Source organism: Rhodococcus sp. IEGM 1305 (genome assembly GCF_030058635.1).
Lineage (GTDB): Bacteria > Actinomycetota > Actinomycetes > Mycobacteriales > Mycobacteriaceae > Rhodococcus_F > Rhodococcus_F opacus_D.
On sequence record NZ_JASHKX010000061.1, the window covers coordinates 1 to 25,262 of the forward strand.

Annotated in this window: 19 protein-coding genes and 1 pseudogene; 15 read left to right on the top strand and 5 right to left on the bottom strand. The window is 68.9% G+C overall.

Features of this window, described 5'->3' with window-relative positions; genetic code table 11:
- Both QM693_RS36385 and rpsR read left to right on the top strand, forming a co-directional pair.
- Positions 1-83, top strand: a pseudogene (locus tag QM693_RS36385) (30S ribosomal protein S14); the annotation flags it as partial.
- A 9-nt stretch (positions 84-92) separates the two neighbouring features.
- Entirely contained in the window at positions 93-347 is a 255-nt protein-coding gene (rpsR, locus tag QM693_RS36390; protein WP_009478875.1) for a 30S ribosomal protein S18, read from the top strand.
- A gap of 61 nt (positions 348-408) precedes the next feature.
- Here the strand turns inward: rpsR and QM693_RS36395 are convergent, their stop codons facing one another.
- The 3 genes from QM693_RS36395 to QM693_RS36405 form a co-directional block, all read right to left on the bottom strand.
- The gene (locus tag QM693_RS36395) at positions 409-1,005 is read right to left on the bottom strand and encodes a DUF305 domain-containing protein (protein WP_283331520.1); all 597 of its coding nucleotides are present in this window, start codon (positions 1,003-1,005) and stop codon (positions 409-411) included.
- Positions 1,006-1,075: 70 nt separating this feature from the next.
- Positions 1,076-1,465, bottom strand: a complete 390-nt coding sequence (locus tag QM693_RS36400; RefSeq protein WP_283354729.1) for a DUF6153 family protein — start codon at positions 1,463-1,465, stop codon at positions 1,076-1,078.
- An 80-nt stretch (positions 1,466-1,545) separates the two neighbouring features.
- Positions 1,546-2,598 (bottom strand): serine hydrolase domain-containing protein, encoded by a 1,053-nt coding sequence (locus QM693_RS36405; protein ID WP_283354730.1) that lies wholly within the window; start codon positions 2,596-2,598, stop codon positions 1,546-1,548.
- Positions 2,599-2,739: 141 nt separating this feature from the next.
- Here QM693_RS36405 and QM693_RS36410 point away from each other — a divergent pair, with 141 nt between their 5' ends.
- The 5 genes from QM693_RS36410 (at position 2,740) to QM693_RS36430 (ending at position 10,058) form a co-directional block, all read left to right on the top strand.
- A complete protein-coding gene (locus QM693_RS36410) occupies positions 2,740-3,669 on the top strand; it encodes an AEC family transporter (RefSeq protein ID WP_283354731.1) in 930 nt (309 codons plus the stop codon).
- Positions 3,670-3,683: 14 nt separating this feature from the next.
- Positions 3,684-4,148 (top strand): hypothetical protein, encoded by a 465-nt coding sequence (locus QM693_RS36415; protein ID WP_283354732.1) that lies wholly within the window; start codon positions 3,684-3,686, stop codon positions 4,146-4,148.
- Position 4,149: 1 nt separating this feature from the next.
- Positions 4,150-5,313, top strand: coding sequence for an MFS transporter (locus QM693_RS36420; RefSeq protein ID WP_283354742.1), 1,164 nt, complete (start codon positions 4,150-4,152; stop codon positions 5,311-5,313).
- Positions 5,314-5,462: 149 nt separating this feature from the next.
- On the top strand, positions 5,463-8,645 hold the full coding sequence (locus QM693_RS36425; protein WP_283354733.1) for an NAD-glutamate dehydrogenase domain-containing protein: 3,183 nt from the start codon (positions 5,463-5,465) through the stop codon (positions 8,643-8,645).
- Between the two features lie 51 nt (positions 8,646-8,696).
- Entirely contained in the window at positions 8,697-10,058 is a 1,362-nt protein-coding gene (locus tag QM693_RS36430; RefSeq protein WP_283354734.1) for a flavin monoamine oxidase family protein, read from the top strand.
- Positions 10,059-10,082: 24 nt separating this feature from the next.
- On the opposite strand, the gene QM693_RS36435 is transcribed toward QM693_RS36430, so the two are convergent.
- Positions 10,083-11,609 (bottom strand): PucR family transcriptional regulator, encoded by a 1,527-nt coding sequence (locus tag QM693_RS36435; RefSeq protein WP_283354735.1) that lies wholly within the window; start codon positions 11,607-11,609, stop codon positions 10,083-10,085.
- Positions 11,610-11,896: 287 nt separating this feature from the next.
- On the opposite strand from QM693_RS36435, the gene QM693_RS36440 reads away from it, so the two are divergent.
- Entirely contained in the window at positions 11,897-13,135 is a 1,239-nt protein-coding gene (locus QM693_RS36440) for an MFS transporter (protein ID WP_283354736.1), read from the top strand.
- Positions 13,136-13,152: 17 nt separating this feature from the next.
- A complete protein-coding gene (locus QM693_RS36445; RefSeq protein WP_283354737.1) occupies positions 13,153-14,802 on the top strand; it encodes an amidohydrolase in 1,650 nt (549 codons plus the stop codon).
- A gap of 9 nt (positions 14,803-14,811) precedes the next feature.
- Here QM693_RS36445 and QM693_RS36450 read toward each other — a convergent pair whose 3' ends face one another.
- Positions 14,812-15,435, bottom strand: a complete 624-nt coding sequence (locus QM693_RS36450; protein WP_241961817.1) for a TetR/AcrR family transcriptional regulator — start codon at positions 15,433-15,435, stop codon at positions 14,812-14,814.
- 102 nt (positions 15,436-15,537) lie between these two features.
- Between QM693_RS36450 and QM693_RS36455 the strand changes: the two genes are divergently transcribed.
- The 6 genes from QM693_RS36455 (at position 15,538) to QM693_RS36480 (ending at position 25,139) form a co-directional block, all read left to right on the top strand.
- Entirely contained in the window at positions 15,538-16,968 is a 1,431-nt protein-coding gene (locus tag QM693_RS36455) for an APC family permease (protein ID WP_283354738.1), read from the top strand.
- A complete protein-coding gene (locus tag QM693_RS36460) occupies positions 16,968-18,641 on the top strand; it encodes an amidohydrolase (RefSeq protein ID WP_283354739.1) in 1,674 nt (557 codons plus the stop codon). Before QM693_RS36455 ends, QM693_RS36460 begins: the two co-directional genes overlap by 1 nt.
- Before the next feature lie 185 nt (positions 18,642-18,826).
- Positions 18,827-20,257: a gamma-aminobutyraldehyde dehydrogenase gene (locus QM693_RS36465; RefSeq protein ID WP_283354740.1), complete on the top strand. Its 1,431-nt coding sequence runs from the start codon at positions 18,827-18,829 to the stop codon at positions 20,255-20,257.
- Positions 20,258-20,308: 51 nt separating this feature from the next.
- Entirely contained in the window at positions 20,309-21,649 is a 1,341-nt protein-coding gene (gene gabT / locus QM693_RS36470; protein WP_005238605.1) for a 4-aminobutyrate--2-oxoglutarate transaminase, read from the top strand.
- A gap of 81 nt (positions 21,650-21,730) precedes the next feature.
- Positions 21,731-23,692 (top strand): primary-amine oxidase, encoded by a 1,962-nt coding sequence (locus tag QM693_RS36475; protein ID WP_283354741.1) that lies wholly within the window; start codon positions 21,731-21,733, stop codon positions 23,690-23,692.
- Positions 23,685-25,139, top strand: coding sequence for an NAD-dependent succinate-semialdehyde dehydrogenase (locus QM693_RS36480; RefSeq protein WP_005572762.1), 1,455 nt, complete (start codon positions 23,685-23,687; stop codon positions 25,137-25,139). Before QM693_RS36475 ends, QM693_RS36480 begins: the two co-directional genes overlap by 8 nt.
- Positions 25,140-25,262 lie beyond the last annotated feature (123 nt).

Here is a 25,262-nt window from a genome sequence, read left to right on the forward strand (position 1 = left end):
GGAAGTTCGGGCTCTCTCGCGTGCGTGTTCGCGAGATGGCGCACCGCGGGGAGCTGCCAGGCGTCCACAAGTCGAGCTGGTAAAGGAAGCAGATGGCAGTCAAGAGAGCACCGTCGAAGAAGCCGCGTCCCGTCGAGGGCCGCAAGCCCAAGAAGAACCCGTTGTTCGCGGCCAAGATCGAGCACGTCGATTACAAGGACATCAACCTCCTCCGCACGTTCATCTCGGACCGCGGCAAGATCCGTAGCCGCCGCGTCACGGGCCTGACCCCGCAGCAGCAGCGTCAGGTTGCCGTCGCCGTCAAGAACGCTCGCGAGATGGCTCTGCTGCCCTTCACGAGCCGGTAACTCACGTAGGCACCGAAAAGGCCGCGTAATCCTCGGATTACGCGGCCTTTCGTCATTCCGGTCAGCCGAGCGCGGCCTGCATGTCGGCGATCTCCTTCTGCTGGGCGGTCACGATGTCGGTGGCCATCTGCCTGACCTCCGGGTTCTCACCGTCGGCCAGTTCGGTGTTCGCCATGTCGATCGCGCCCTCGTGGTGCTCGATCATCATGGTCAGCCATTGCCGGTCGAACTCCGTGCCCGACAATGCCGTCAGGGCGTCCATCTGATCGGCCGACATCATTCCGTCGCCGTGGTCCATGTCGTGCATGCCGGGTATGTCGGTCGTCGGAACCGGTTGTCCCCACTGCTGGAGCCAGGTGGTCATCCGGTCCATCTCCGGTTGCTGCGCCGCCTTGATCGCTGCGGCGAGAGCGACCACGTCGGCGTTGTCGGTGTGGCCGGAGACCATGTCGGCCATCTCCACCGCCTGCGCGTGATGCGGGTACATCCCTTCCAGGAACGCGACGTCGGCGTCGTTGAACTGTGCCTGCGATTCGACGGCGGATGTCGAGGCGCCGGGCGTCGACGAGGTGCCTGCCGAGTCGGTGCCGCAGCCGGCCAGTACGAGAGCCGCGCCTGCCGCGGCGGCGATCAGGGCAATGATGGTGCTGGTACGCATGAGGAACTCCTCGAGGTCGATTCGGGAAATGACAGTCGGATCCGCCGGGGCACACGCCCCGGGCTCCCTGTCACACCCGCAGAATCGAGAGTTCCGCCAAAGAAAGCACCGTCCACGGTGGTGGTCCGCGCCCCGACTGCACACGGTCGGCGCTCACCCGCGACCGTCGCGCGGCGGGATCCACGGAGTGCCACCACAGCAACATCACCGACGTCAGTGCGGCGATCACCACGATCACGCCGGCACACTGATGTCCGGTGAGATGGGGTTCCTCGCAACCGTCCCCGCCGCAACCGTGGGGGTCTTCGGCGTGAGATTCGGTGACCGAGGACTGCTCGTGCGCCGCGGCGATCGCGGTCGGCGCGATCAGACTGTGCATGAGGAGCACCCCGGCAGCGACGGCGATCAGCAGCGCGGCACGCGCCACGACTGTGCGCGTCCGCCCGGTTCCCGTCTCCACACGACCACTGTAACCGGACATACCCAGCGGGGGTACCCAGGCACGTGAGTGACAATGTGTGCCCCGGGACGCGAAAACACTCACATCGGGGTGTGGGCGAGGATCTCCAGACCCTGCTGCTCGAGTCCGCCGATGGTGTCGGTAAGGATGACGAGCCCGCGGTCTTTCTCGCGGTCGAGCACGAGGGTGCACTGGAAACCACCGGTCGCGCCACCGTGCAGCGTGTACTCGCGACCTTCGAACGGGACGATCGACCACGTCAGCGCGCGGTAGTTGTCGCCGATCCACCGCGGGTCCATGGCCGCGGCGCCGGGGACCGTCCCGTCGAGGAGCGCCCGGACGTACCTCGACATGTCGTTCGCGGTGGACCGCAATCCGCCGGCCGGGGCGTAGGCGTCCAGCGGCCACGGGTCCTGCGACCTGTGCAAGACGTCGAATCCGCGGGTGACGTTCGGAGGCAGGTCGGCGGCGGTGAGCGGCATCCACGACTGCGACAGCCCGAGGGGGACGAGCATGCGCTCGCGGAGCAGCGACGGGTAGTCGGTGTGCGCGGCCGCGGCCAGCGCCTGGCCGAGCAGCGCGAAGCCGACGGTCGAGTACGAGTACGTGCCGCGGGTCGTGAGCGGCGCCGACTGCAGTTGCTGCAGCAGGGTGTCCCGGTCGTAGGTGAACGGGTTGGACGCGACCACCCAGTGCCCGACGGCCACCACGGTGTCCGTGCTCATCGGGAACTGCGCCAGCCCGGACGTGTGGGACGCCAGCTCGAGCAGCGTCACGTCGCCGACCGGTGCGCCCTGCAACGGCAGCACATCTCCGACCTTCGTGCTCTCGCGCACCTCACCCCGGGCGACGGCGTCGACGAACAGTTCCGCGGTGAACGTCTTGGTGACGGAACCGATCTCGAAGTCGGTGGCCTCGTTGGCCCCGAAATTCGCGAACCGGGTACCGGACGCGTCGATGTACGCGACGCTCGCGTTCTCGCGGTAGCTGCGCCCGAGCACCTGCCCGGCGAGCGCGATCAGGTTCGGATCCCCACTCGACGGCGGAGCCAGCGCCGACGCCACGGGAGCGGCACCCCAGGCGAGGGTCCACGCGCAGAACAGCGCACAGAGGACGGTCGTTCGACGCAGCATTGCGACTCCTCGAGCGCGGCGGAACGCGCGCACAGACGATCTCCCCGACCGGAGGCTATTGTGACCCACCCGAACGCCGAGCACTAGACTTCGGAAGGTTTGCCGACAGGAGGCTTACCTGTCGAGGAGGTGCCCCGCAGCGTGTCGGGAGTTGTTGCGGGATTCACCGTCATATTCGTGATCATTGCGATCGGCTACCTGCTCGGCCGTCGCGGGACGCTGGGTGCGGAGGGCGAAACCGTCCTGGGCAGGCTGGTGTTCTTCGTCGCCACACCGGCGCTGCTGTTCGATTCGCTCGCATCGTCCGACCTCTCCGTGATCTTCTCGCCCACACTGGCCGTCGCGGCTGTCACGGCATTGACGGTCGGCGCACTGTACATGGTCATTGCGAGAGTGTGGCTACGCAGGTCCCTTCCGGAACTGACGATCGGCGCACTGTCGGCGTCCTACGTGAACTCCGCGAATCTCGGCATACCCATCGCCGTGTTCGTGCTGGGGGACGCGTCGTTCGTGGCGCCGCTGCTGCTGTTCCAGATCATCGCGTACTCCCCCATCGCCCTCACCATCCTCGACGTCACCACGCTCCGGCGCGGCGCGTCGCGACTCGACACGATCACCGCACCGTTCAAGAACCCGATCGTCGTGGCGGGTGCCGCGGGACTGCTGATCGCACTTGTCGGCTGGACACCTCCGGAAGCCCTGATGCAGCCGTTCCGGCTCATGGGTGGCGCGTCGGTGCCGGGTGCGCTGCTCGCGTTCGGCATCTCGCTGTACGGGGTGCGGGTGCTGGAGAAGGGAACGAGCCCGCGACGCGACGTCGCGCTGGCGTCGGTGCTCAAGATCGTCGTGCAACCCGTGCTGGCCTACCTGATGGCGCGCTATCTGCTCGGGCTCGAAGGCCACGAACTTTTCGCCATCGTGGTGGTGGCGACGCTGCCCACGGCCCAGAACGTCTTCGTCTACGCCAGCCGGTACGGGGTCGGAACGGTGCTGGCGCGAGACACGGCTTTCGTCACCACTTTGGCCGCGATTCCGGGGATTGCGCTGGTCTCCGGCCTGCTCGCGGGATGAGGTTACCGTGGCATATGCGCGTAATCGCCCTCGCAGTGCTGGCCTGCCTCGCCCTCGCCGGATGCGGGTCCGGTTCGAGCACCGACGAACCGACTATTCCCCCGGAGATCGCGTCCGCAGTGGATCCCAGCCCGACCAACCCGTCGTCGGGGATGCCGATTCCCTCCGAAGTGCCCGGCGACGAGTTCGGCACCGTCTTCGAGTCGCGCCCTGACATCGTCCGGGCGAATCCGACGCCGTTCGAGTCGTGGTCCCGCGCCCACGGCAACACGGTGGCGATCCACTTCGTCACCGGAACCCCGGAGTGCTACGGCGCCGACGCAACCGTCACCGAGACCGACACCACCGTCACGATCTCGCTGCGCACCGGCACCCTCCCGGAGGCCGCCGACAAGATGTGCATTCTCGTCGCCGTGTTCGGCACCCTCGAAGTCCCGTTGCAGGCGCCGCTCGGCGATCGCCAGGTGATCAACGGATGACCTGGTGAAGCACTGGTTCCTCAACGTCTGCGTTGCCACTGCTCTCCTCCAGGCCGTCTATCACGCTGTCCGCGTTCTCGTCTCCTACCGCGTCCTCGCGCTCGGCGGCGACGCCGTCACGATCGGCATCGTCACCGCCCTGTTCTCGCTGGCACCGCTGCTCGTCGCGGTCCGGATCGGACGCGCCGTCGACCGGCGGCACGCCGCCGCAATCCTGCGGACCGGGGTGGTGCTGACATCGCTGGGTGTCCTGGTGATCGCCATGAGCGGCGACCTGATCGTCCTCGCGCTCGGCAACGTCGTCCTCGGGTTCGGCCAGATCCTCGTGACCGTCGCCGCGCAGGGGTTCATCGCGCTGTTGTCCCCACCCGGTGAGCTGGACCGGGGTTTCGCCGGATTGACGCTCGGAGTCTCGATCGGCCAGGCGGTCGGTGTCCCGCTCGTCGGGCTGATCGCGGCGGGAAGCTCGGACGGCGGCGTCGTCGAAACCACTCTGGCGCTGACGGTGATGGGTGTGGTGTCGCTGGCCGCGGTCCCGTTCGCCTGGCCGATACGCGAACGCCCGCAAGCGGCGGAGCCGCCGTCGAAAGGCGACCGGCAGTCCGTATTCAGCATGATCTCGACGACCGGGATGCGGCCGGCCGTATTCAGCAGTCTGGTCGTGCTGGCGTCGGTCGACGTCGTTGTCGCGTACCTCCCCGTCCTCGGGCACGAGTTCGGTTTCAGCGTTCTCCTGGTGTCGTTGCTGCTGACCGCGCGGACCGCGGCGTCGATCGTGTCGCGCGCGTTCCTGCCGTGGCTGCTCACCCGGGTGTCGCGGCAGAAGCTGCTGATCTCCGCCACGCTGTGCTCGGCGCTGCCCACCGCCCTGCTGCCGTTCGTGCCCGACCCGGTCTGGATGGCGCTGCTCCTCGTCGTGGCCGGATTCTTCTGGGGCATCGGTCAACCACTGACGATGACGTGGGTGGCCGGGCTCGTCACCGCCGCCAACAGGGCCGCCGCGTTGTCGCTGCGCCTGACCGGCAACCGGCTCGGGCAGGTACTGATTCCGCTGGCCGCAGGCGTCGCGGCGGGGGTCGCGGGCACATCGTCGATCTTCGTGATCACCGGCGGACTGCTCGGCACCGCAGCAGTCTCCACCTGGCGAGCCGTGAGTACTTGTTAACCGCCCGCGGTTAACAAGTACTCACAGCTCCGAAACGTCGCGTCCGTCGCCGTACGACGCTCCACTTCGTCGGATGTGGCGTGCGTCTCTTCTCGACACACTGGTTCCCAAGTCACGCGTTTGCCAGATCAGGGGTCAGGAGCCACACGATGAGCTATACCGGTGTCATTCCGAGCACGACCGACACACCCCGTCCACGCCAGGACGAGGCCGCCGTGTCGAGCGCGGTCCTGGCGTCCGGAGGAACCACTCCGCGGCTGCGATTCGTCGACACCGCGGATGCACTGCCCGAGCCGGCCGCCGTCATGGTCTGGCCGCAGGGCACCCCGTTGCTCGCCGAGTTGGTCGCGCTGTTCGCGGACCTCGGGTTGCGGGTCGCGTCCCACGAACAGCTGCCCGCGGGCGAGCCCGGCAGCCCGCTCGTCCACCGCTTCGACTTCAGCACCGGCGACTTCGCCTGGGACGCCGAAACTCCGGGCCTGCTGTCCGACGCGTTCGAGGCCGCGGCCGCCGGACATCTGGAGGTCGACGGATTCACCCGGCTCGTCGCCGCGGCGAACCTGACGTGGACGGACGCCGTCCTGGTCCGGGCCGCCTGCCGCTACCTCCGCCAGGTGGGGCTGGGCCTGTCGGAACCCAACATCGTGGCGATCCTGTTGCGGCACAGCGATTTCGTGCGCGGATTCCGCGACCTGTTCACCGCCCGTTTCGATCCCGCCGTCACCGGCCCCGACCGCGACAGCGCCGTCGCGGACGCGGAGCGCGTGCTGCTCGACGCGATCGATCGCACCGCGACGCTGGACGAGGACCGTCTCCTTCGCGGCCTGCTGTCGTTCACGTCGGCGGTGCTGCGCACCAACTGGTTCCAGCACGACCGCACCATCAGCGCCGCCCCCGCCGCGTTCAAGATCGACCCGTCGCTGCTGTCGCTGTCCGCGGCCGTGACCCCGTACCGCGAGATCTTCGTGCACTCGCCGATCGTCGAGGGCAGCCACGTTCGCAGCGGTCCGGTCTCGCGCGGCGGACTGCGGTGGTCGGACCGCAAGGACGACTTCCGCACCGAGGTTCTGGGTCTGATGAAGACGCAGCACGTGAAGAACTCGCTGATCGTTCCGATGGGCGCGAAGGGCGCGTTCGTGGTGCGCACCGAGACGACGCCCGACGCGGTCCGTGCGGCGTACACGAGTTTCATCGACGGACTGCTCGACGTCACCGACGACATCGTCGACGGCGAGGTCGTCCACCCCCGCGACACGGTGATCTACGACGACGCCGACCCGTATCTGGTGGTGGCCGCCGACAAGGGCACGGCGCGGTTCTCCGACCTGGCCAACAGCATCGCGACGCGTCGCGGCTTCTGGCTCGGCGACGCGTTCGCGTCCGGCGGCTCCGCCGGCTACGACCACAAGGCGATGGGCATCACGGCGCGCGGCGGATGGGTTTCCGTCCGCAGGCATTTCGCGGAGATGGGCAAGAACGTCGACACCGACGCGTTCACGGTGGTCGGCATCGGCGACATGTCCGGCGATGTGTTCGGCAACGGGATGCTGCTCAGCCGCGCCATCCGGCTGGTCGGCGCGTTCGACCACCGGCACATCTTCCTCGACCCCGAACCGGATTCCGAGGCGTCCTACCGGGAGCGCGAGCGCCTCGCCTCCGTGGCAGGCAGCAGCTGGGACGATTACGACCGGAGCCTCGTCTCGGCGGGCGGCGGCGTGTGGCCGCGGACGGCGAAGAAGATCCCGCTGTCGCCGCAGGTGCGTGAACGCCTCGGCGTCACCGCCACCGAACTCCCGCCGCACGAGGTGGTGAAGGCGCTGCTGACCGCGGACGTGGATCTACTGTGGAACGGCGGAATCGGCACGTACGTCAAGGCTTCCACCGAGGGACACGCCGACGCCGCGGACCCGGCCAACGACGCCGTCCGGGTGGAGGCGAGCGACGTGCGCGCCGCGGTCATCGGCGAGGGCGGCAACCTCGGCCTCACGCAGCGCGCCCGCATCGAGTACGCGCTGAACGGCGGCCGGATCAACGCCGACTTCATCGACAACGCCACCGGCGTCGCCACGTCGGACCGGGAAGTGAACCTGAAAGTCGCGCTGGACGCGGCCGTGGCGGCGGGCGAACTGCCCGCGGCGGAACGGAACACGCTGCTCGCCCGCGTCCAGGACGAGATCGGTGAATCGGTGCTCGCCGACGCCGCCTCCCAGACCCTCGCCATCAGCCTCGCCGAGGTCCACGCACCATTCCTGCTCGGACGCCACGAGCGGCTGATCGAGAACCTCGAGCGCGACGCCGGGATCAGCCGGGCCGCGGAGGTGCTGCCGTCGGCGGCGGAACTGTCCGCCCGGCACCGCGCGGGCCAGGGATTGGTCCGGCCGGAGATCGCGGTTCTGCTCGCACAGTCGAAGAACCTCGTCGTCACCGAACTGCTCGCCTCCCCCGTGCTCGACGACGCCGTGTTCGACGGTGTTCTCGCCGACTACTTTCCGGCATCCATCCGCGAACGCGTCCCCCCGCAGATCAGCGGTCACCGGCTCGCCCGGGAGATCGTGGCCGTCATCGTGGCCGGCGACATGATCGACCGTGTCGGACCCGGCCTGATCCACCGCCTCGAGGAGCGGCTCGGCGTCGGCACCCCCGAGATCACCGTCGCGTACGCGGTGGTGCGGCAGGTGTTCGACATCGACCGCCTGTGGAACGAGGTCCTCACCCTGCCCGGCGCATCCCACCGGACCCGGCTGAACCTGCACTTCGGCATCCAGGACCTGATCGAGCGCACCACGTCGTGGCTGCTGCGGCATCGCACCGCCGGCACGGATGCGCAGCAGTTGATCGAGCGCTTCGCGAAGCCGGTCCAGGAACTCGCCGCGGCACTGCCGCGCCTCACCGGTGCGCCCGCCCAGGACCTGGGCACGCTGCGGATCCTGGCGCAGGGCTTCGCGCTGGAGACCACGGCGCAGTCGCTCGACCTGCCGATCACCCAGGTCGCCGAGACGTACCGCGAATTCGGCCGCGTGGTGGGCCTCGACTGGCTGTCGGAACGGTTCTCCGTCGGCGAGACCGGGACCGCCTACTGGGAGGCGATGGCGGGTGCCGTCCTCGTCGACAACCTGCAGGAGCACTGGCACGGCCTGATCGGACTGGTGTTGCGCGACGCCTCGCCCGCGACGTCCGCCGCCGACGCCGTCGCCGACTGGCTGACCGAACACACCACCGCCGCGGACCGCCTGGCCCAGATGCTCGGCGAGCTGCGGAGCCACGACCGCGTGGACAACTCGAGCATCTGCGTCATCGACGCCGAACTGTCGCTCGCGCTCACCCGCTGCTAACCGAACCACCTTTCACGAATCCGTCAGCACTTCAACCAAAGGAGCTCGAAAGTGCCTACTCTCCAACGTGATGTCGCCATCGTCGGCGCCGGCCCGTCCGGCCTGGCCGCAGCCACCGCGCTGCGCAAGGCGGGGCTGTCCGTCGCGGTCCTGGAGGCGCGCGACCGCGTCGGAGGTCGGACCTGGACCGACACCATCGACGGCGCGATGCTGGAGATCGGCGGCCAGTGGGTCTCCCCCGACCAGACGACGCTCATCTCCCTGCTCGACGAACTCGGACTCGAGACGTTCGACCGGTACCGCGAGGGTGAATCCGTCTACATCTCGGCCGCCGGCGAACGCACCCGCTACACCGGCGAATCCTTCCCCGTCGACGAGACGACCCGCAAGGAGATGGACCGGCTGATCCAGATCCTCGACGACCTCGCCGCGCAGGTCGGCGCCGAGGAGCCCTGGGCGCACCCGCTGGCCCGCGAACTGGACACGATCTCGTTCAAGCACTGGCTGATCGAGCAGTCCGACGACGCCGAGGCCCGCGACAACATCGGCCTGTTCATCGCAGGCGGCATGCTGACCAAGCCCGCTCACTCGTTCTCGGCGCTGCAGGCGGTGCTGATGGCCGCGTCCGCCGGATCGTTCTCGCACCTGGTGGACGAGGACTTCATCCTCGACAAGCGCGTCATCGGCGGCATGCAGCAGGTGTCGATCCGGATGGCCGCCGCCCTCGGCGACGACGTCTTCCTGAACGCGCCGGTGCGCACCGTCCAGTGGAGCGAGGACGGCGCAGTCGTGCTGGCGGACGGGGACATTCGTGTGGAGGCGGCCCGCGTCGTGCTCGCCGTCCCGCCGAACCTGTACTCCCGCATCTCCTACGACCCGCCGCTGCCGCGCCGCCAGCACCAGATGCACCAGCACCAGTCGCTGGGACTCGTCATCAAGGTGCACGCCGTGTACGAGACCCCGTTCTGGCGTGAGGACGGCCTCGCAGGCACCGGATTCGGCGCGTCCGAGGTCGTCCAGGAGGTGTACGACAACACCAACCACGGGGACAGCCGGGGAACCCTCGTCGCGTTCGTGTCGGACGAGAAGGCCGACGCGATGTTCGAACTGAGCGAAGAGGAGCGTCGCGCCACCATCCTCGGTTCGCTCGCCCGCTACCTCGGACCGAAGGCCGCCGAGCCGGTCGTCTACTACGAGTCCGACTGGGGCTCCGAGGAATGGACCCGGGGCGCGTACGCCGCGAGCTTCGACCTCGGTGGCCTGCACCGGTACGGGAAGGACACGCGGACGCCGGTCGGACCGTTCCACTTCTCCTGCTCGGACATCGCCGCCGAGGGCTACCAGCACGTGGACGGCGCCGTGCGGATGGGTCAGCGCACCGCCGCGGACATCGTCGCCCGCCTCGGAAAGTAGTCCCGTCCGATCATCGCCCGGCAGTCACGACTGCCGGGCGATGATCGCGAGCAGCAGTTCGGCGCGCACCCGCGCCACGTCCAGCCGGCAGTCGATCAACGACTCGATGCGCGCCATGCGGCTGCGCAGGGTGTGCCGGTGCACGCCCATCGCCGCGGCCGCCGACTCCCAGTGCCCGTTCGCCTCGAGGAACGCCCGCAGCGATCCCAGCAGTTCCGTGCCGTTGGTGCGGTCGTAGTCGTCGATCGGCGCGATCATCGTGTCCGCCAGGGAGTTCAGCACCTCCCGCGTCGAGCTGAAGGCGAGTAGCGCGCTACCGGTCAGCGCCGCGAACTCCAACGGCTCGGCCCCCGCCTCGGCGGCCGACGCGGCGAGCTGGGACTGTTCGATGGCCGCCACCAGACCGGCGACCTCCCGCTTCCCGCTCAGCCCCGCACGGATCGCCTTCCGCGCCGGCCCGGACAGCCCGCGCAGCATCGCCCGCGCGAAGTCCACGTCGTCGGTTCCCCGCAGCAGAACCGTGACCCGCGTGTCGTGACGGCGCGAGAAGAGTTGCCGCCCGGCCTTGTTCATGGCGACCGCGACCGCCGACTCCACCCGTTCCGCGAGTGCCGGTGTCTCGGCCACGACCGTGAGTCCGCGGACCATCCCGTCCGCGTCCGCGGCGTGCCGGATCTGCGACCAGGCGGGCGCGAGGTCGCGGTCCTCGGTGAGCAGCAGGCCGAGGGCGTGCGAGTTGAGCCGGTTCTGTGCGGTCCGGAGCCGCACCGGCTTCTCGAAATCCAAGGCGAGCAACGAGTTCGCGTGACCGAGCAGGATCTGGTCGACGTGGCTGAGCGCGGTGGGGCTGATCACGGCGAGGTGTCCGTGCGGTGTGCTGCCGACGCTGATCTGCTGCACGGTGATCGACGCGCCCGACCGTGCCAGCGACACGCTGCTCGACGCCCCGCCGGTACCCGCTTCCAGCACTTCCCGCAGTTCCCCGATCACATCTTCCGCGGGCTGCGCCGGATGGGACTCCAGCACCCGGCCGGACAGGTCGAGGAGCAGGACGGTGGCCGACGTGGCGACGGCAAGCTCGCGGACGGTGGCGCCGGTGCCGCCCTGGATGACGGCGCGGGTCATCCGCGGTTGGGCCCGGGACGCGCGCAGCACCGCCTCGTACTCCTGCTCCGCGAGTCGGTTCATGACCCTCTTGACCACGGCCGCGAACGGTGTCGGCAACGGCACCTCGAGCAGCGGCAGCCCGATCTCGTCGGCGACGGCCACCAGGTCCTCGGGGACCTCCGGATGCGAGAGACCGGTGCCGAACCCGACCGCCGCCACCCCGGCGTCACCGAGGCCGCGCAGGTATCGGGCCCGGTCGGCGGCGGTCAACGGTAGCCGGATGCCGGTGGTGAGGAGCAGTTCGCCGCCGGAGAGCCACCGGAAGGGATCTTGAAGTTCGGTGGTGTGGGCGAACGTGATCTCGTTGCCGAGACCGGCGGCGCCACCCTTCAGCTCGAGAGCCAGGTCCGGCTGGGACAACATCCAGCGAACGGGAACGGTCATGTCGGCTCCTGCGCATTGCGGTCGGGTCCGTGCCACCCTGACCGGTCGGGACCGGGATAGCGCTGGACAAGTTGGCCAGCGGAGCACGGACGACTACTCCATTGTGTCAGACGTCGACCCTCGGGCAACGCCGAAACCCAACCTTAACGAATTGAGTTCGTTTGACCCCTTGCGTACGGGGCGCGCCCTCCGCATACTTAACGAATCCCATTCGCTAAGTGACCCACGTCTCACGCGGGCGCCACCCGAGACACGGAGTTGTCGTTGACCCACCCCAGGATTCCCACGTGACCGCCGCCGTCCGCGTCCCACTGACACTCGGCCGCGGTATCGCCACGTTCAGCGTCTTCGTCGTCGGCTACATCACGGCCAATCTGATCCCGCTCATGATCATCGCGATGGTGGACGATCTCGGCATCACCCAGACCGTCGCCGGCGCCGTCCTCACCGGCTCCCTGCTGACCACCGCACTCGTCTGCCTCGCGACCACCCGATGGGCGGCGGGGCGCTCGCGCCACCTGCTCGGCCGCGTCAGCCTCGTCGTGATGGCCGCGGGATTCGCCGTCGCCGCCACCGTCCACTCGGCCCCGATCGCGTGCGTCGCGATCATCGTCGGCGGGATCGGTGCCGGCGGCGCGGTCGCGGTCGGCGGGGCGGCCCTCGCCGCGCTGAACAATCCGAACCGGGTGTCCGGGATCAACGGGCTCGTCAACCGCACCGCGGTCACCGGGATACTGGCACTGATCCCGATCCTCGGCCTGCACATGACCAATGCGTTCGGGATCGTCGCGGTACTGGCGCTGGCGACGGTGTTCACGATCAGCTGGCTGCCGTCCGCCCCCGCGGTCGAGGACGACTCGGCGAGCACCGCGCACACGGCGACCCCGTTGCCCGAGGGCGTCACCGAGAAGAAACTGGCCGTCGCCGGCTCCACCCTGCTCGTGCTCTTCGCGATCTGGGCGATCGGCGAGGACTCGCTGTGGGCGGTGTCCGGCATCATGGGCGCCGAACACGCCGCCCTGACGGAACAGCAGATGGGCCTGGCCCTGAGCCTCTCCACCGCGGGCGGCATCGGCGCCGCCCTCGTCCTGACGGCGCTCGGGTCACGCCTCGGACGCACCGTCCCCACCGCCGTGCTCCTCGTGCTCGGCGCCGCCCTCAAACTGGGCTCGTGCCTGGCCACCGATTCGACGACGTATCTGGTGCTCATCATCGCCTGGAACACGGTGTACGCCGCGGCCTTCATCTACGTCGTCGCCATCGCGGCCGCGCTGGACTCGTCCGGCCGCTGGTCCGCCCCGCTCCTCGGGACGTATCTGGTGGGGTCCGCATTCGCCCCGCTCTTCGGCACCCTCGTGACCGGCGCAGTCGGCTATGTCGCGTTCGGCTTCGTCCTGGCGGGCATCAGCCTCGTCCTGCTCGTGCCGATCGTGTCGATCGCTCGCCTGTCGACGCGCACCGAGCGCGCGTCCGCGTCACCCGGACAGGATCCCACTGCCCGGTACACCACTTCGGTCGTCGTCTGACGGAAAGAGAGAACACCATGAACACCGACACGACGACCCATTACCGCGGCGGCCGGATCTTCACCGCCGCCGAACCCGCCTGGGCCGAGTCGATGATCGTCCAGGGCGATCGCCTCACCTACGTCGGCGACACCGCGACCGCCGACACGCTGTCCGGCGACGCCCGCGTCGTCGAACTCGGCGGGGCCTTCGTCCTGCCCGGCTTCATCGACGCCCACACCCACCTGCTGATGATGGGCCAGGCCCTCCAGAAGGTGGACCTGCAGAGCGCCGCCGATCTGAACGACATCCAGGACCGCATCCGCCGATTCGCCGCCGGGAACCCGGACGCACCCCGGCTCCTGGGACGCAGCTGGCTGTTTTCGGCACTCGACGGGCACCCGCCGACGCGGCAGATGATCGACGCCGCCGAGGCCGACCGTCCCGTGTACCTCGATTCCAACGATGTGCACTCGGCGTGGGTGAACACGGCCGCGCTCCGCGAACTCGGCATCGACGCGGACACTCCCGACCCGATCGGCGGCCGGATCGAGCGCGACCCCGTCACCGGCGAGGCCACCGGCATGCTCTACGAGACGGCGGTGACCCAGATCGTGTGGCCCGCCCTCGCGAAGCTGGTCAGCGACACCGAGCGGGACGTCGCCCTCGCGGCCGCGTTCGAGCAGTATCTCGCGGACGGCGTCACCGGGGCGGTCGACATGGCGCTCGGCGCGGACGAGGTCGAGGCGCTCGAACGTGCACTGGCCACCGGCGGGGACACGCTGCCGCTCCGGGTGGCCGGGCACTGGCTGATCGAACGAACCGATTCGGACGAGGAGAACGTCCGCCAGGTGCACGAGGCGGTGGAGCACCAGAGACGACTGCAGGGTCCGTGGCTGCGGATGGCCGGGATCAAGATCATCATCGACGGCGTCATCGACAGCTGCACCGCGGCGATGAAGGAACCGTACTCGGACGGCACGAACGCCGAACCGATCTGGGATCTCGCCTCGCTGGCACCGGTGGTCGTCGCGGCGGATGCCGCCGGCCTCCAGGTGGCCCTGCACGCGATCGGCGACGAGGCGTCGGAGATCGCGCTTGCCGCGCTCGAACAGGCGATCGCCGCCAACGGGATTCGCCCGCGCCGGCACCGGATGGAGCACCTGGAGACGATCACGAAGGACAACGTGCAGCGGCTTGCGCGCCTCGGCGTCGTCGCGTCGATGCAGCCGGTCCATGCCGATCCGGCGATCCAGGACAATTGGCGGGCGATGCTGGGCGACCATCGGGTCGAGCGGGCGTTCCCGTGGCCCGAGATGACCGCCGCGGGCGCCGTCCTCGCGCTGGGGTCCGACGCCCCCACGGCGCCGCATCCCCCGCTGCCCAACATGTACATCGCGACGACGCGCAAGTCCGCGATCGATCCGGCGCTCGCACCGAACCTGCCCGAGTACGCACTGCCGATGGCGGACGCGCTCGCGCACGCCACCCGCGACGCCGCCTACTCGTGCCGCTGGGACGATCTCACCGGTCAACTGGTGGCGGGCAAGGCCGCCGACTTCGTGGTCCTCGACGGGGATCCGTTCACCGCGGGCGCCGATTCCCTGCTCACCGCGCGGGTGCAGCTGACCGTGGTGGCCGGCTCGGTGCGCCACGAGGCGGAGGTGGCAGGCAGCCACCCGGGGTAGCCGACCCGGTCAGTCCCGTTCGGCTGCGGCGTCTTCCGTGACGCCGCAGCCGATCTGTTCACAGAACCCCAGCATCGCCGTGCGCGCGGTCTCGACGGTGATGAGACTGTTTCCCCCGACGATGTGCAGCCCGTACGCGTCTTCGAGGGCCACCAGATTCATTGCCGCCTGGTCGATGTCGCCGCGCACGGCGAACTCCCCCGCCGCGTGCCCGTCGCCGAGGATGGCGCGGTACGTCGCGAGCTGCCGCAGATACATCTTCTGGACCAGTTCGTCGTGCAGCGCCGAAGTGCCTGTCATGAAATCGAATTCGTACAGCAGCCGCATCAGGGTGTCGTCGGGACCGCTCGGCAGCCCGGCGTCGATGGCCGTCCGCAGCTTGGCGGCGTACGACGACTGCGCGGCCACCGCCTCGTCGCGCAGGTCGCAATAGCGCTCGGTGCCCGCCCGGTGGGCCTCGACGAGAAGCGAATCCAGATCGTCGAAATAGTAGAGCAGCGCGCCGCGCGTCAGGCCCGCGCGTTTCGCGACATCGGTCAGGGACAGCGACCTGAGCCCGTGCGCGGATCCCGCCTGGAGTGTCGCCTCGATGAGCTCGGAACGCCGCTGTTTCTGAGTGTTCGGTCGCGCCATGCCGTTGACACTAGCCGACGTGATCTGTGACACTCGGCCCAGTTGTTTGACGGAACCGTCAAAAAACTATTTCGCCCCTCTCCCTCCCCGAACGGACAGCTCATGGACCAGACCGCCCGGCCACCCACCGCCACTCCCCCCGCCGCACCCGGCACCTACGAGGCCTCGCTCTCCCGGAGCATCGGCGTCGGCGGAAACATCCTGATCACCCTGTCGTCGATCTCGCCGGCGTCGAGCGTCTTCATCCTCGGCGGCTCGGCGCTCGCCCTGTTCGGCACCGGCGTGTTCTGGGCATTCCTCATCGCCGGCATCGTGAGCATTCTCATCGCCTTCTGCTACGCCGAACTCGCCTCCGCGTATCCCGTTGCCGGCGGCGACTACTCGCTCGTGTCGCGGGCACTCGGACCGGCCTTCGGCGTCGCCACGTTCTTCATCAGTCTCATCTCCCTGCCGCTGATCATCGCCGTCTTCGCCCTCGGGGTCGCCGACTACCTGGGCGTCGCGATCCACGGCCTGTCCCCGCAGCAGACCGCGCTCGTCGTGGTCGTGATCACCACCGTGACCGCATGTTTCGACATCCGCACCAACGCGTGGCTCACCGGGGTCTTCCTGGGCGTCGAGATGGCGGCGCTGGCTCTGCTCACCGTCCTCGGTTTCGTCCACATGGAACGGCCACTGACCAGCCTCCTCAGCCCGGAGGTTCTCGATCCGAGCACCGGCAACCTCGCACCACTGGCGATCTCCGGACTGATGCTGGCCGTCACCCAGGGGATCTTCGCGTACAACGGGTACGGCGGCGCCGTCTACTTCGCCGAGGAGACCAAGAACGCCGCCCGCTCGATCGCGAAGGCAGTGATCTGGAGCGCCGTCATCACCGTCGCCACCGAACTCGTCCCGCTCATCGCGATCCTGGTGGGCGCCCGCTCGCAGACCGAACTCTACGGTTCCAGCCTTCCCGTCGAGGCATTCCTCACCGAACGCGCCGGTCACGCCGTCGCCATGGTGGTCCTGCTCTCGATCGCCCTCGCCGTGATCAACGCGATCATCGCGATCACGCTGCAGGCAGGCAGGCTTCTCTACGCCGCCGCTCGGGATCGCGCTCTCCCGGAGACCGTCGCCGCGCCGCTGCAGACCGTCAGCACCAAGGGCCGCGTCCCCGTCCTCGCCACCGTCGTGATGGGCGCCATCGCGTTCGCCGCGTGCTTCGTCCCGCTGGACGTCCTGCTCACCGCGACCGGGTCGACCCTGACGTTCACGTACCTGTTCATCGCGCTGGCCGCGATCAACCACCGCCGCGGCGGCACCACCCGAACCGGCTACCGCATGCCGTTGTGGCCGCTGGCCCCGGGAATCTGCATCGCCGCGCTCGGCCTCGTCTTCGTCGTCACGCTGCTCGACCCGGAGCAGTGGCTCAGCCTCGGCATCTCCCTCGGACTCGTCACCGCCGGCTTCGTCTACTTCGCCCTGTACCTGCGACCGCGCAAGAACACCCACCTGCTGTTGCTGAACGCCGCCCCCGAGGAGAACTGCTGATGCTCGACCTGCTTCTGACCAACGGCGTCGTGCGCACGTTCGACACCACCGGCCGGGCCGAGGCCGTCGGCATCGCGGACGGCCACATCCGGTACGTCGGAACCACCGAGGACGCCCCCGCCGCCCGGCGCACCATCGACCTGCACGGCCGGTTGCTCACCCCCGGCATCATCGACAGCCACAACCACCTGCTCCTCGGATTCGATCCCGACGCCGTGAGCCTCGAAGGCGCACCCGACCTCACCGAGGTCCGGCGACGGATCGGCGCGCACGCGGCCGCCCGCCCCGACCTCGACTGGATCTGCGCCGAGAACGCCGTCTACTCCGTGGTGACCGGGCGCCGCCCGAACGCCGCCGACCTGCGCGGCCTCACGGACCGTCCGGTCTTCATCACCACCTACGACCAGCACTCGGTGTGGCTGAACGACGCCGCGCTGCGGGTCCTCGGAATCGACCGCGGCACCCACATTCCCTGGGGGCAGCCGGAATTCGATGATGACGGCGTCCCCACCGGCTGGGTCACGGACTTCTACACCAGCGCGATGACGCGGGCCGGTCTGGCCGGTCTGCAACGCGACATCCCGATGTACTCCCCCGACCGCCGCTATCGGCGCATCACGTCCAGTCTGGAGATGGCGACCGCGAGCGGCATCACCACCGTCGTCGAACCGCAGGTCCCGCTGGCCGAACTCGATCTGATGTACCGGGCCCGCGCCGAGGGACGGATGAACTCGCGGGTGATCACCGCCCTGTTCCACCCGGTCGGCGCCGACGCCGCGTTCCGCCGGGACCTGCGGGAGGCCGTCGACGGCGCACCCGTCGACGACATGCTCCGGCTCGGACCGGTGAAGCTGTACGCCGACGACGTGATCGAACCGCATACCGCGGCCATGCTGTCCGACTACGCGAACCGGCCGGGGCACCGCGGCGCGCCCAGCCTGCCGCCGCAGGAGTTCACCGCGATGCTCACCGAACTCGACCGCCTCGGCTTCCAGACACACACCCACGCCACCGGCGACTGGGGTATCCGCCTGGCGCTCGACTCGATCGAGCACGCCGGCCGCGTGAACGGCACGGTCGACCGGCGGCACGGCATCGTCCATGTCGAATGCCTCCACCCCGAGGACCTTCCCCGGTTCCGGGAGCTCGGCGTGGTCGCGGCGATGCAGCCGCGGCACTGCTCGCCGGACCTCGTCGCGGGAACGTGGATGGAGAACGTCGGCGAGGACCGGTGGGACCGGGCGTGGCGATTCCGTTCGCTCGCCGAGTCGGGGGCGGCGCTGGCGTTCTCCAGCGACTGGCAGGTCGGGGAGATGGATCCGCTCGTCGGCCTGTACTCGGCCCTGACCCGCTCGGGCCTGGACGGCGGCACCGACTGGACTCCGCGCGAACGGATGGACCTGGATTCGGCGTTGCGGGCGTACACCCGCGGCGGCGCGTGGGCGTGGCACGCCGAGGACGAGCTCGGAGTGATCCGTCCGGGTGCCCGCGCCGACCTGGTCGTCTGGTCGGCGGACCTCTACACGCTCGAGCCCGGGCAACTGCTGGACCAGCGGGCCGACCTCACCCTCGTCGGCGGCGCGATCGTGCACGATGCCGCCTCCGCGAGCGCCGTTCCGGACGTGCCGTTCGCCGGCTCCGGCGCGGCCGGCCACACCTGCTCGCACGGGTGACTCCGGATTGGACAACTCGGCGCGGCGGGGGGCGCGTCTTTCACCATTTTGTCAGCTGCCCCTGGCTTGTGAGGCAGCGCACACTTGTTTTCAGATGCTCTGCAACTCCGGACCCCGGTCGGACTGTTCGACCGACGGTCCGTTCCGAACCACGAGTTTCGACCCCACGAGAGGAACCGGTACGAATGTCGATCGACGTACTCGAGAACTACATCAACGGTGAGTTCGTCGCCTCATCCGCGACGGAGACGCTGGACTTGATCAACCCCGTGGACGAGAGCGTCGTCGGGCGTGCGCCCGTCTCCACCAAGGCCGACGTGGACGCCGCTGTCGAGGCAGCCGAGCGGGCCTTCGTCTCGTGGGGCAAGACCACCCCGAGCGTGCGCCAGACCGCGTTGCTGAAGCTCGCCGACGCGATCGAGGCGCACAGCGACGAACTCGTCGAGGCGGAGTGCCGCAACACCGGGCAGCCCAAGCAGGTCATCGCCGACGAAGAGATCAAGGTGGGCGCCGATCAGCTCCGCTTCTTCGCGGGTGCGGCCCGGATGCTCGAAGGCAAGGCCGCCGGCGAGTACATGGACGGCTTCACGTCCTACGTGCGCCGCGAGCCGATCGGTGTCGTCGGTCAGGTCACCCCGTGGAACTACCCGTTCATGATGGCGCTGTGGAAGATCGGCCCCGCGCTCGCGGCAGGCAACACGATCGTGCTCAAGCCCAGCGACACCACCCCGAACAGCACACTCGTCCTGGCCCGGCTGACCAAGGGGATCCTGCCGGACGGCGTCTTCAACGTCGTCCTCGGCAACGGTGAGACCGGCGCCACCCTCGTGGAGAACCCGGCCCTCGGACTGGTGTCGATCACCGGATCCGTTCGCGCCGGTATCGCCGTCGCGGTCTCCGCCGCACGCCAGCTCAAGCGCGCCCACCTCGAACTGGGCGGCAAGGCACCCGCCATCGTCTTCGGTGACGTCGACATCGAGAAGACCGCGAGCGGCATCGCCGAGGCTGCCTTCTTCAACGGCGGCCAGGACTGCACCGCCGCCACCCGCGTCCTCGTCCACGAGTCCATCCACGACCAGCTCGTCGACGCACTCGTCCGCAAGGCCGAGACGCTCAAGCCCGGCCTGCCGGACGACCCGGACACGTTCTACGGTCCGCTCAACAACGTCAACCACTTCAACGCGGTCAGTTCCAAGATCGCCGCGCTCCCCACCTCGGCCAAGATCGTCACCGGCGGAAAGCGTTCGGGAGACCAGGGATTCTTCTTCGAACCCACCGTGATCACCGGCGTCGACCAGCGCGACGACATCGTGCAGGAGGAGACGTTCGGTCCCATCCTCACCGTGCAGAGCTTCTCCGACGAGAAGGAGGCCGTCACCCTCGCCAACGACGTCCGGTACGGTCTGGCGTCGAGTGTGTGGACCAACGACCACGGCGTCACGCAACGGCTCTCGGCCGCACTCGATTTCGGTGCCGTCTGGATCAACTGCCACATCCCGCTCGTCGCCGAGATGCCGCACGGCGGATTCAAGTACTCCGGCTACGGCAAGGACCTCTCCGGCTACGGCGTCGAGGACTACACCCGCATCAAGCACGTCATGAGCTCCAACGACTGACGTCGCCCACCCCCTACCCATCCACGTCACGACCCTGAGGACTGCACCATCATGAACGACATCCAGTACCGGCTGCCGCAGAAGCGCGCCCTGGTCACCGAGCTCCCCGGCCCGAAGTCGGCGGCCCTCACCGCACGCCGCCGCGCCACCGTGGCCGCGGGCGTCGGCTCCAGCGTCCCCGTGTACGCGGCGGATGCCGACGGTGGTGTGGTCGTCGACGTCGACGGCAACTCCCTGATCGACCTCGGCTCGGGTATCGCGGTCACCAGCGTGGGCGCATCCGATCCGGCTGTCGCCGAGGCGGTCCGGGAGCAGGTCGGGCACTTCACCCACACCTGTTTCATGGTCACCCCGTACGAGGGCTATGTCCGCGTGGCGGAGGAGCTCGCCGCCCTCACCCCGGGCGACCACGAGAAGCGCACCGTCCTGTTCAACTCGGGCGCGGAGGCGGTGGAGAACGCGATCAAGGTCGCTCGCCTCGCCACCGGCCGCGACGCCGTCGTCGCGTTCGATCACGCCTACCACGGTCGGACGAACCTGACGATGGCCCTCACCGCCAAGTCGATGCCCTACAAGGCTCACTTCGGTCCGTTCGCGCCCGAGGTGTACCGGCTCCCCATGTCCTACCCCTACCGGGACCAGGACGGACTGACCGGCGAGCAGGCCGCCCAGCGCGCAATCAGCCAGATGGAGAAGCAGATCGGCGCCGATTCGCTCGCGGCGATCATCATCGAGCCGATCCAGGGCGAGGGCGGATTCATCGTTCCCGCCGAGGGATTCCTCCCCACCCTGGTGAACTGGGCCCGCGCCAACGGCGTCGTGTTCATCGCCGACGAGGTGCAGACCGGGTTCTCCCGCACCGGCGCCTGGTTCGCCTGCGAGCACGAGGAGATCGTCCCGGACATCATCACGATGGCCAAGGGCATGGCGGGCGGCATGCCGCTGTCCGCGATCACGGGCCGCGCCGAACTCCTCGACAAGGTGCACCCCGGCGGTCTGGGTGGCACGTACGGCGGCAACCCCGTCGCGTGTGCCGCCGCACTCGCCGCGATCGACAGCATGCGGAAGTTCGACCTGCCCGCTCGCGCACAGCACATCGGCGACCTGGCCCTGCCGCGGCTGAAGGCCCTGGCCGCCGACGTCGGCGTCATCGGTGACGTGCGTGGACGCGGCGCGATGCTCGCGATGGAGTTCGTCAAGCCCGGCACCGACGAGCCGGACGCCGAACTGACGAAGGCGATTGCCGCACATGCGCTCGAACAAGGTGTCATTCTGCTGACGTGCGGTACCTACGGAAACGTCATCCGACTGCTTCCGCCGCTGGTGATCAGCGACGACCTGCTCGACGACGCCCTGACCGTCATCGAGCAGATCGTGCGCTCGCTCGTCTGACCCGTGCGCCTTTTCGGTAGTCACCGCTACCGAAAAGGCGCACGAGCACGAAGTGCCCACCCCACGACCAGAGGAGACACCATGACCCGGACGACCACCGGCACGTTCCATCCTCTGGACCCGTTGGGGGCGGACGAATTCGCGCAGGCTGCGGCCGTCCTCGCCCGGGAACACGGGGTCGGGGACGGCTGGCGGTTCGCGTCGATCGAACTGGCCGAGCCGGCCAAGGCCGAGGTGTCGGCGTTCGACGCGTCGGGCGCCGTCCCGGACCGCCGGGCCGTCGTCGTGTGCTTCGACCGCAGCAGCGGAGACACCTACAAGGCGCTCGTCTCGCTCACGGAAGACAACGTGGTCTCCTGGGAGCACATCCCGGACGTCCAGGCGAATTTCACCGTGGACGAATGGGAAGAGGCGGACGCCTTCCTCCGCGGGCACCCGGACGTGATCGCGGCGCTCGCGAAGCGCGGGGTCACGGACATGAGCCTGGTGTTCATGGACGTGTGGACGTACGGCGACGCGGTGACCCCGGAAAAGTACAAGGGGCGCCGGCTCGGCTGGTCGGACACCTGGGTGCGGGCGGCCGAGGGCGCCAACCCGTATGCGGGCCCGGTCAACGGTTTCCACTGCGTGATCGACGTCAACAAGATGGAACTGCTCGAGATCGAGGACACGTTCAGCGTCGAACGTCCCGAGGTCATGGGCGAGTACGTGCCCCGGCACATCCCGGAACGGATCCGCGACGCGAGCACCCGGCCGCCGTTGAAGCCGTTGGACATCGTCCAGCCGGAGGGACCGTCGTTCACGCTCGAGGGCAACAAGCTCGAGTGGCAGAACTGGTCGCTGCGGGTGGGGTTCAACTACCGCGAGGGCATGACCCTGCACGCGGTGACGTACAACGACAACGGCCGGGTGCGCTCGATCGCGAACCGGATGTCGTTCGCGGAAATGGCGGTGCCGTATCGCGATACCAGCACCGATCACTACCGCCGCACCGCCTTCGACATCGGCGAGTGGGGCATCGGGTTCATGACCACGTCGCTGACCCTGGGCTGCGACTGCCTCGGTGAGATCCGGTACCTCGACGCCGTCCTCCACGACAGCCACGGTGTGCCGTACACGATCGAGAACGCGATCTGTATCCACGAGGAGGACAACGCCGTCCTCTGGAAGCACGTCGACCACGACGCGGGCGCCGAGGTGCGCCGCATGCGGCGGCTGACGGTGTCGACACACGTGACGGTCGCGAACTACGAATATCTCGTGTACTGGCGGTTCTACCAGGACGGCAACATCGAGTGCGAGGTCCGCGCCACCGGGATCATGGTGGTCAGCCACTTCCCCGAAGGCGGGGAGCACCCCAGCGGGACGCTCGTCGACAACCGCACGTACGCGCCGTTCCACCAGCACTTCCTGGTCGCCCGCCTCGATCTCGACGTGGACGGCACCGAGAACACGGTGTACGCGACCGAGACCGAGGTGGTGCCGATGGGCCCGGACAACCCTCTGGGTCTGGCGCTGCGCCAGAAGAACACCCCGCTGCGCACCGAACACGAAGGCCGCCAGGACTTCGACTGGCAGAGCCAGCGGGCGTGGAAGGTGGTCAACGACAACGCGACCACCGGGCTCGGCACCGCCCCCGCCTACAAGCTCGTACCCGGCGGCGCGATACCGTCGATGTTCGACCCGGCGTCGCCGATCTTCCAGCGCACCGGTGCGATCGGCCACACCGTCTGGGTGACACCCAACTCACCCGACGAGCGCTGGCCTGCCGGGGAATTCGTGAACCAGAGCAAGGTCGATCACGGACTTCCCGCATGGACCGAGGCAAACCGCCCGATCGAGAACACCGACGTGGTGCTCTGGTACACGTTCGGTATCCACCACATTCCCCGGCCGGAGGATTGGCCGATCATGCCTGCGGACACCGTGTCCTTCTGGCTGAAGCCGGCCGGATTCTTCGACCGCAACCCCGCCCTCGACGTCGCCCCCACCCCGGAGGCGTGCGATCACCACCATTCCCACCACGAGGACTCCGATGACTGATTTCGAACGGCTCCGCGCCACCCTGCCCACCGGTCTGTGGATCGACGGCGCCCAGACCGACCCGATCGACGGCGGCACGTTCCCGGTCTACGACCCGGCCACGGGAACCCTCATCGCCGACGTCGCCGATGCCGGCGGCAAGGACGCGATGCGCGCACTGGACTCCGCCGCGGCAGTCCAGGAGGAATGGGCGGCGACCGCGCCGCGGCAGCGGTCGATCATCCTGCGCTCGGCGTGGGAGAAGGTCATCGAGCGCACCGACGACCTCGCGCTGCTGATGACGATGGAGATGGGCAAGGCCCTGCCGGAAAGCCGCGGCGAGGTGAACTACGGCGCCGAGTTCCTGCGCTGGTTCAGCGAGGAAGCCGTCCGCATCCAGGGCCGCTACACCACGTCGCCGTCCGGCAGCGGACGGATCATGGTCACCAAAGTGCCGGTCGGACCCACCCTGGCCGTCACACCGTGGAACTTCCCCCTCGCGATGGGCACCCGCAAGATCGGCCCCGCGCTCGCCGCCGGCTGCACGATCATCGTCAAGCCCGCCGAGGACACCCCGCTCACCATGCTGCTGCTCGCCGAGATCTTCGCCGAGGCAGGCCTGCCCGCCGGTGTGCTGTCGGTGCTGCCCGCGTCGAACGCCGCCGCCGTCACCGAACCGCTGCTCGCGGATCCGCGGCTGCGGAAGGTGACGTTCACCGGATCCACCCGGGTCGGCAAGATCCTCATCGAGCAGTCCGCCCAGCAGGTTCTGCGCACCTCGATGGAACTCGGCGGCAACGCCCCGTTCGTGGTGTTCGACGACGCAGACATCGACGCCGCGGTCGAGGGCGCGATGGCCGCGAAGATGCGCAACGGCGGCGAGGCCTGCACCGCCGCCAACCGCCTGATCGTGGCCAACTCCGTGCGCGAGGAATTCACCACCAAGCTCACCGACCGGATCGCCGCACTCACCGTCGGACCGGGCAGCGACGACGGCACCAACGTCGGCCCCCTCGTCAACGAGAAGCAGCGCCGCAACGTGGCGTCCCTCGTCGACGACGCCGTCGCCGCGGGCGCCCGGGTCCGCACCGGCGGCAAGTCCGTCGACGGTCCCGGCTACTTCTTCCAGCCCACCGTCCTCGACGAGGTGCCCGCGAACGCGCGCATCGTCCGCGAGGAGATCTTCGGACCCGTCGCCGCGATCACCGGTTTCGACACCGAGGCCGAGGGCGTCGCCGCCGCCAACGACACCGAATACGGTCTCGCCGCGTACATCTACACCCAGAACGTCGACCGCGCGTTCCGCGTCGCCGACAAGCTCGAGAGCGGCATGGTCGGCGTCAACCGCGGAGTCATCTCCGACGTCGCCGCACCGTTCGGTGGAGTCAAGCAGTCCGGACTCGGCAGCGAAGGCGGCACCGAAGGCATCGAGGAGTACCTCGAGACCAAGTACGTCGGCTTCGCGTAAACCACCCGCCCCGAGACAGATCGGAACCGTCACCATGCGTTTGGTCGTTGGATATCTCGCCACCCCCAGCGGGGAGGACGGTCTTGCCCTCGGGGCGCAGCTCGCCCGCAGTCTCGGCGCACA

Excerpts from the sequence above, each read along its gene's own strand:
- QM693_RS36465 (WP_283354740.1), top strand. The coding sequence starts at position 18,827 with ATGTCGATCGACGTACTCGAGAACTACATCAACGGTGAGTTCGTCGCC.
- QM693_RS36395 (WP_283331520.1), bottom strand. The coding sequence starts at position 1,005 with ATGCGTACCAGCACCATCATTGCCCTGATCGCCGCCGCGGCAGGCGCG.
- QM693_RS36460 (WP_283354739.1), top strand. The coding sequence starts at position 16,968 with ATGCTCGACCTGCTTCTGACCAACGGCGTCGTGCGCACGTTCGACACC.
- rpsR (WP_009478875.1), top strand. The coding sequence starts at position 93 with ATGGCAGTCAAGAGAGCACCGTCGAAGAAGCCGCGTCCCGTCGAGGGC.
- QM693_RS36450 (WP_241961817.1), bottom strand. The coding sequence starts at position 15,435 with ATGGCGCGACCGAACACTCAGAAACAGCGGCGTTCCGAGCTCATCGAG.
- QM693_RS36425 (WP_283354733.1), top strand. The coding sequence starts at position 5,463 with ATGAGCTATACCGGTGTCATTCCGAGCACGACCGACACACCCCGTCCA.
- QM693_RS36405 (WP_283354730.1), bottom strand. The coding sequence starts at position 2,598 with ATGCTGCGTCGAACGACCGTCCTCTGTGCGCTGTTCTGCGCGTGGACC.
- QM693_RS36415 (WP_283354732.1), top strand. The coding sequence starts at position 3,684 with ATGCGCGTAATCGCCCTCGCAGTGCTGGCCTGCCTCGCCCTCGCCGGA.
- QM693_RS36480 (WP_005572762.1), top strand. The coding sequence starts at position 23,685 with ATGACTGATTTCGAACGGCTCCGCGCCACCCTGCCCACCGGTCTGTGG.
- gabT (WP_005238605.1), top strand. The coding sequence starts at position 20,309 with ATGAACGACATCCAGTACCGGCTGCCGCAGAAGCGCGCCCTGGTCACC.
- QM693_RS36445 (WP_283354737.1), top strand. The coding sequence starts at position 13,153 with ATGAACACCGACACGACGACCCATTACCGCGGCGGCCGGATCTTCACC.
- QM693_RS36435 (WP_283354735.1), bottom strand. The coding sequence starts at position 11,609 with ATGACCGTTCCCGTTCGCTGGATGTTGTCCCAGCCGGACCTGGCTCTC.
- QM693_RS36455 (WP_283354738.1), top strand. The coding sequence starts at position 15,538 with ATGGACCAGACCGCCCGGCCACCCACCGCCACTCCCCCCGCCGCACCC.
- QM693_RS36475 (WP_283354741.1), top strand. The coding sequence starts at position 21,731 with ATGACCCGGACGACCACCGGCACGTTCCATCCTCTGGACCCGTTGGGG.